A 6,588-nucleotide genomic window follows, 5' to 3' on the forward strand; every position below is an offset into this window, starting at 1 on the left:
CGGATGGCGAGCGATGATCGACCTACCGGTCTTGCTTCAGAACTCTGAGCGCGTTCAGTATCACAATCAGCGCCGCCCCGTCGTCTGCGAGAATTGCCAGCCAGAGGCTCGTCCATCCAAAAACCCCAAGCACGAGGAAAACGGACTTCGTCGCCAGTGCGATCGAGATGTTCTGCCAGATGATGCGGACTGCCTTCTTGCCGAGCGCGATTGCGTAAGGGATCTTCTCGATATTGTCGGAGAGCAGGACGACGTCTCCTGTTTCGAGGGCGATATCAGATCCCGCTCCTCCCATGGCAATGCCGACGTCCGCTGCCGCGAGGGCGGGAGCATCATTGATCCCGTCTCCAACCATTCCGACGCACCCGTACCGTTTTCGCAATTCTTCTATCGCCCGCAGTTTTGCATCCGGTAGAAGTCCAAAGTGCAAGTCGCTGACCTCAAGCTGTTCGGCTACGGCCCTTGCAGTCCCCTCATTGTCTCCGGTAAGCAAAGCTACGCGGTGAATGCCAAGCTCTCGGAGTTTCCGGATGGTTCCGGGGCCCTCGCTCCTGACCTGATCGGAAATCGCGATGAGTCCAAGCACGCTCTTTTCATCTGCAAGGATGACGACCGTTTTTCCCGCCTCTTCGAGCTGTGCGAGTTTCTGTTCGACGAGGGGAGAACAGATGCCCAGTTCTTCCATGAGAAGATGGTTGCCGACAATGTACGTTGTGCCGTCTACGCGCGTCCGGATCCCCTTGCCGGTCATTGACGCAAAATCCTCCGTCTGTATGTCGGAGAGCTGTATTCCGGATTCTCTTGCTTTCCGGAGTAGCGCCTCTGCGAGATGATGTTCGGAATGAAGTTCCGCAGCGGCCGCAATGCGAAGAATCTCCTGCTCGGGGAGAGAATTCAGCGGCATGACATCTGTCACCACGGCCCGTCCCTGGGTCAATGTTCCTGTCTTATCGAATGCGATCGCACGAAGTCCGGCCAGAAGCTCCAGGTGCCTGCCGCCTTTGATGAGGATGCCGTTGCGGGCTGCGTTCGTAATCGCGCCCGCAAGCGTCACGGGGGTTGATATCACCAGGGCGCAAGGACACGCGATAACGAGCAGGACAAGAGACCTGTAGAACCAGTCTGCGAAGAGCCCGCCAAAAAAGATCGGGGGAATAAGGGCAACGCAAAAGGCGAGTATGAAGATGGCCGGCGTGTAGTACCGTGCGAAGCGCTCGACCGCAGTCTGGCTGGGAGCTTTCTTGTTTTGCGCTTCCTCGACGAGATGGATGATTCTCGCAATGGTTGAGTCGCTCGATGGTTTTGTCACGCTGACGAAGAGCACTCCCAGCTGATTGAACGTGCCGGCATAGACAGCGTCGCCGCGGCTCTTGGGGGAGGGGAACGGTTCTCCTGTAATCGCGGCCTGGTCAACTGACGATGCGCCTTTGAGAACGACGCCGTCGACCGGAATGCGCTCGCCCGGGCGGACGATGACCGTTTCTCCGATCCTGATCTCTGCCAAAGGCACGGTGCACTCTGTGCTGTCACGCAGAACGGTAGCGCTGGCCGGTGCGAGCTTCATCAGGGACCTGATTGCGTTCCGCGTCCTTTCCGTGCTGGCCGATTCGAGCAGGAGGGAGACAGAAAACAGAAATATCACCGCCGCCCCTTCCGCATATTGCCCGATGACCACCGCTCCAACCGAAGCGACGATCATCAGACCGTTCATTTCGAGTGCAAGAGACCGTATCGCTTTGAACGCTTTCAGCGCAATGTGCCAGCCGCCAGCGAACAGGGAGAACAGGAAGAACACGTCTGCCGTTAATCCGGGCGCGGTGGAGAATTGGACTGCCATCCCGGTGAGAAACAGTATCCCGGAAATGGCTGTGGAAGCGAGGAGTCTCCTGAAGCTCTTGTTGATGGGGGCTCCGGCCTTCGATTCGATCTGTCCGGGAAGGCCCATCCTGTTAAGTTGATATGCGATCGATTCTTCGTCGCAGCTGTGTTTCACTTTAAGCTTGTGGGAAATCAGGCTGAACTCGAGCTCGCTGACCCCCGGAAGGTTCTGCAGCTTTTTCCGGATGAGCTGCTCCTCCGTCGCACAGCACAGATCGTTGATCAGATATGTCGTCTCTTGAATGTCAGAGAGTCTCTCGTTCATAACCTGTGCCTTGTCGTCTCTCCAGCGAACAATTCAACATGGCAGTTCGCACTTAATAATTCGCAATTCAAAATCATCATCTCCTCATTCCTCGCTGTGTCTCGACGCTACCCTCAGCAGATCTTCGATATGCTCATCGTCAAGCGAATAGAACACCAACTTCCCGTCCTTTCGCTGTTTGACGAGCCGCAGCGATTTCAGCAGCCGGAGCTGGTGAGAAACAGCTGACTCCGACATCCCAACAACGGTCGCAATGTCGAGCACGCACAATTCCTGTTTGCTCAGTGCGAGGACTATCTTGAGACGCGTCTGGTCCCCGAGGACTTTGAACGTCTCCGCCATCTCGACAATGGTGAGTTCGGCCGCCAGTCCCTTTTTGGCCGTTCGGATTGCTGCCTGGTGATTGTGAATTGCCATGGCTAACTCCTGAACGATTGAGCAGATGTTCAATCGTTAAGGTAACAAGAAAAGGTGGAATGTGTCAAGGGAAATAACCTGAAGGGAATTGTGCGCTGGAAAGTGGCTCGCGCCGCCGGTGCGTGAACAGCGATCGCATCTCTTGACTCCACGATTCCACTGCTCAAATACTGCACTTCTTGTCTTTCTGCCAACGGAAATTCATTGTCACTCAACGGAAGAATTCCGACCATGGGATCATTCCTCAGCAATCTGGAGCATGATCATGCAGAAAACTCGGCTTGCTCAAAGGGCGATTGTGCGGGTGGAATCTTTCATTCTCCCGATCAGGGGGGAGAAGATCATCCTGGACAGCGACCTTGCGAGAGTCTATGGCGTAACGACCCGCCGCTTGAATGAACAAGTGAAACGAAACATCGACCGCTTTCCACGCGATTTTATGTTCAGGCTTTCTCAGCGGGAATGTGATTCTTTGAGGTCGCAATTTGCGACCTCAAAGATCGGGCGGGGAGGGAGGCGCACAATGCCGTTTGCCTTTACCGAGCACGGTGCGATCATGGCTGCCAATGTCCTCAACAGCCGGCAAGCGACCCTCATGAGCGTCTACGTCGTACGTGCATTCGTCCAATTGCGAAGCAGGCTGTGGGAAAACAGAGAACTTGCACGCAGATTGCAGGAACTCGAGAGTAAGGTGGATTACCAGGGCGGGGAGCTGCATGGATTGTTTGAGGCGATCAGACGGCTGATGGCAGTTCCAGAGAAGCCAAAAAGGCAAATCGGGTTCCAGGTGAAACGGGCTTAGCGCTGATCCTGCGAGAATTTCACGTCCGCCTGTACCAGAGTATTCACTTCGGTGGGTCTGACGACCAAACACGAGGGAGATCTCCACTACTCCACTACTTGCTACTCAAGTACTCTTTCTTCTCCGCCTCGGTTAGTACCTCATTCATACTGCCGGTCCGATATCCCTGGAGGTCGAGAGTGACGTAAGCGAAACCAAGCGTCTTGAAGTGCGAAACGATCTTCTCGCGAAGCCCATTGTCAAACAACCGGCCGAATTCCTGCGGACCAATCTCGAGCCTTGCCGTCTTGTCATCGTGGTGCCGGACACGGAAGAACCGAAAGCCCAGGTCGCGCAAAAACGTCTCCGCTGCATCTACTTTCATCAGGTTCTCCTTGGTGATCCCGTGGCCGTATGGAAATCTCGATGAGAGGCATGCGAAGGAGGGCTTGTCCCACGTCGGTATTCCCAGTTCCCGGGAAAGCGCCCTCACTTCAGCCTTCGTGAAGCCGGTCTCGAGCAGCGGCGAGCGGACCTTTTGTTCGTTCTTCGCACGCATGCCGGGACGAAAATCGCCGAGATCATCCACAATCGTTCCGTCCGCAACCCACGTGATCCCTTCCTCTTCGGCTATATCGTTCAATTTGCCAAACAGCTCGGTCTTGCAGAAATAGCAGCGGTCCGGAGGGTTTTCCTTGAACTTGAGATTGTCCGTCTCCTCCGTGTTCACGATCCGATACCTCGAGCCGAACGACTTCGCCAGCTGAATTGCCTCCTCGAACTCCCGGGTTGGGTATGTCTCGGACCGACCTATAACGGCGAGGGCATTGTCTCCGAGCGCTTCAGTGGCTACACGGATCAAGAGCGTGCTGTCTATCCCGCCGGAGAAGCCAACGGCGACGCTCCCCATCTCAATCAGAAGGCTCTTCAGGTCCTCATGCTTCTTCTGTAGCTGCTGATCGGGCATAATCTCCATGTTCAGGTGTGTCTGGATTTCAATTCGTTGAGGATCACCGGCCTGAGTTGCTCGACCGGCATCTCGAGTCCGAGCCAGATCTCAAGTGATCGTGCTCCCTGGTGCAAGAACATTTCCAGGCCGCTAATGGTTCTCGCTCCGCATCGGGAGGCCTGGCTCAGGAATCTGGTCTCACGCGGCGTGTAGACGAGGTCCATCACAATCTGACCTGAATGAAACCCCGTCTGGTCCTTGACTGGCGACTGATCCACAGCTGGATGCATTCCAACTGATGTGGCATTGACCACCACGCTTGCTTGAGTGATCGATGATTGCACCTCCGCATCTGACAGGGCGACTGCGCACAAGGATGTCCGTGTCGCGTACGGTTTCAGATCTGCGATTAGCTGTTTCGCCCGCACGAGGCTCCGATTTGCTATGACAATCTCAACGGGAGAAAATTCTCCGATCAACGCGAAGGCTGCAGCCCTCGCAGACCCGCCCGCCCCCAGTACGACAGCCTTGCTTCCCTGGATCTGAGGCCGATACTCCTCCAGCGAGGCGGCAACTCCGTACACATCAGTGCTGTCTCCGCGGATTCGGTCCCCGTCGAAGATGAGCGTGTTCACTGCTCCGATCGCCTTCGACTCGTCACTCTGTGCATCCAGAAACTCAAGAATCGATTCCTTGTGGGGGATGGTGACATTCAAACCCGCAAATCCCTTTTCTTTGAAGTCACGGATCGCCGCGCCGAGCGAAGAGGGCTCGATGTCGAATGCCTCGTACCGGCCCTCCACCCCAAGCAGCGAGAACGCCGTGTTGTGGAGCAGGGGGGACAGAGAGTGTGCAATCGGATGACCTATGACGCCGAAGCGCTTCATTTCCTAACCCTTTGTTCGGGGCAGTCCTACCTGTTGGTCGACCTGCCCGCCCAATCTGCTCCATGTGGTCAGGCGGGAATGCTATTTCGACCACGTTGAATCTTCTGAAATCGTTGTGATTGAAGAAGTCCCGACGAAACATAGAAGGGCGAAGATCCTCATCGGACCACCCTGTCATCTGGAACGCACTTCATCATTCATTGTTCGGCGTTCGACATTGTCCGCCAGAGCCGCCAGCCCGCCTCATTGAATTCTTGAGGCTGGCGGGGATGCGCCTCAGGCGCGGAGATTCACATGAATTTCGAATAACGAATAATCGAACTCCGAACTACAGGGAAGGGTTACTTCTTCAGCAGGGGAGCGAAATCGCGATGAGACTTCAAGTCCGGATAGTCCTTCTTAAATTGTTTCATCAACTCGGGCTCCAGCGAAAACGCCAGCGCCAGGGACTCAACAGCGGCTTTGTGCTCGTGCAGCAGGATGTGAATCTTGGCGAGGGTGAAATGTGCTGGCGCGAACTGAGGTGCCAACCTCACGCTTTCCTTCACCGCTTCCGTCGAGTCTATGATTTCCCCCTTTTCAAAAAGGGTGTCTCCATAGTCGAACCACGCTTCGGCATTGGAGGGATCGAGCTTCAGAACCTTGCGGTAACTCTCAAGGCATTCTTCGATCTTGCCCAGATTGTATTCGGCATCGGCCTTTGCGTGCCAGAGTTCCGCATACTCAGGGTTGATGCCGATCGCCTTCTTGTATTCAGTCAGGGCCTTCTTCGGCTGCTCCAGGGCATCATAGCAACTGCCTCTGCCGAAATATGACTCATAGTGGTTCTCATCGAACTTCAGCGCGCTCGTAAAGGCCGCAATCGCATCCTTATAGAGTCCCAGCTCCTCGTATGCATTTCCGAGGTTATGCCAGGCAGGAACATCCCCCGGCTCGTACTTCAGCGTCATTTTGAAACAGTCGATGCCGTCGTACAGTCTTCCTAGATTTGCGTACGCATTGCCCTTGTTGTACCACGCCGACGGGAAGTCCTCTTTGATCGCCAGTGCCATTTCGTAGCTCTCAATCGATTTGGTGAACTGGCCCAATCGATTCAACACGATCCCCCTGTTATACCACGCGTTGTAGTTGTAGGGATCTCTGTTCAGGTGCTCGTCGTAGCATTTGGCCGATTCCTCAAGTTTTTCTAGGAAATCATAGCAATATCCGAGTTCATACCACGCGTCGGGGTGGTCTGAATTCGCGTCCAGGATCAGCCGGAAGATGGCTACCGCATCATTGAATTTCTCCTGCTTTTCCAGCGTAACCCCCTTGTGGAAGAGGGCGTCCTCATAGAGAGGTTCGAGCTCGAGAGCGGAGTTGAAGGATCGGAGCGCCTCATCGACCTGGTTCAGATTGTCCAGCGTGATAC

6 protein-coding genes are annotated in these 6,588 nt (G+C 55.1%); 1 reads left to right on the top strand and 5 read right to left on the bottom strand.

Going from position 1 to position 6,588, the window contains the following annotated elements:
* Positions 1-22: 22 nt before the first annotated feature.
* Both NTU47_07585 and NTU47_07590 read right to left on the bottom strand, forming a co-directional pair.
* Positions 23-2,143, bottom strand: coding sequence for a heavy metal translocating P-type ATPase (locus NTU47_07585; GenBank protein ID MCX6133657.1), 2,121 nt, complete (start codon positions 2,141-2,143; stop codon positions 23-25).
* A gap of 84 nt (positions 2,144-2,227) precedes the next feature.
* Positions 2,228-2,560, bottom strand: coding sequence for a metalloregulator ArsR/SmtB family transcription factor (locus tag NTU47_07590; protein MCX6133658.1), 333 nt, complete (start codon positions 2,558-2,560; stop codon positions 2,228-2,230).
* Between the two features lie 265 nt (positions 2,561-2,825).
* Here NTU47_07590 and NTU47_07595 point away from each other — a divergent pair, with 265 nt between their 5' ends.
* Entirely contained in the window at positions 2,826-3,362 is a 537-nt protein-coding gene (locus NTU47_07595) for an ORF6N domain-containing protein (protein ID MCX6133659.1), read from the top strand.
* Positions 3,363-3,456: 94 nt separating this feature from the next.
* On the opposite strand, the gene larE is transcribed toward NTU47_07595, so the two are convergent.
* The 3 genes from larE to NTU47_07610 form a co-directional block, all read right to left on the bottom strand.
* A complete protein-coding gene (larE, locus tag NTU47_07600; GenBank protein MCX6133660.1) occupies positions 3,457-4,308 on the bottom strand; it encodes an ATP-dependent sacrificial sulfur transferase LarE in 852 nt (283 codons plus the stop codon).
* Between the two features lie 11 nt (positions 4,309-4,319).
* Positions 4,320-5,177, bottom strand: a complete 858-nt coding sequence (gene aroE / locus NTU47_07605; GenBank protein MCX6133661.1) for a shikimate dehydrogenase — start codon at positions 5,175-5,177, stop codon at positions 4,320-4,322.
* A 341-nt stretch (positions 5,178-5,518) separates the two neighbouring features.
* A partial coding sequence (locus NTU47_07610; GenBank protein MCX6133662.1) for a tetratricopeptide repeat protein occupies positions 5,519-6,588 on the bottom strand: 1,070 nt, incomplete at its 5' end.

The organism is Ignavibacteriales bacterium (assembly GCA_026390595.1).
GTDB lineage: Bacteria > Bacteroidota > Ignavibacteria > UBA10030 > UBA10030 > UBA9647.

Coding starts and splice junctions, on each gene's coding strand:
- NTU47_07590 (MCX6133658.1), bottom strand. CDS start 2,560: ATGGCAATTCACAATCACCAGGCAGCAATCCGAACGGCCAAAAAGGGA.
- larE (MCX6133660.1), bottom strand. CDS start 4,308: ATGCCCGATCAGCAGCTACAGAAGAAGCATGAGGACCTGAAGAGCCTT.
- aroE (MCX6133661.1), bottom strand. CDS start 5,177: ATGAAGCGCTTCGGCGTCATAGGTCATCCGATTGCACACTCTCTGTCC.
- NTU47_07595 (MCX6133659.1), top strand. CDS start 2,826: ATGCAGAAAACTCGGCTTGCTCAAAGGGCGATTGTGCGGGTGGAATCT.
- NTU47_07585 (MCX6133657.1), bottom strand. CDS start 2,143: ATGAACGAGAGACTCTCTGACATTCAAGAGACGACATATCTGATCAAC.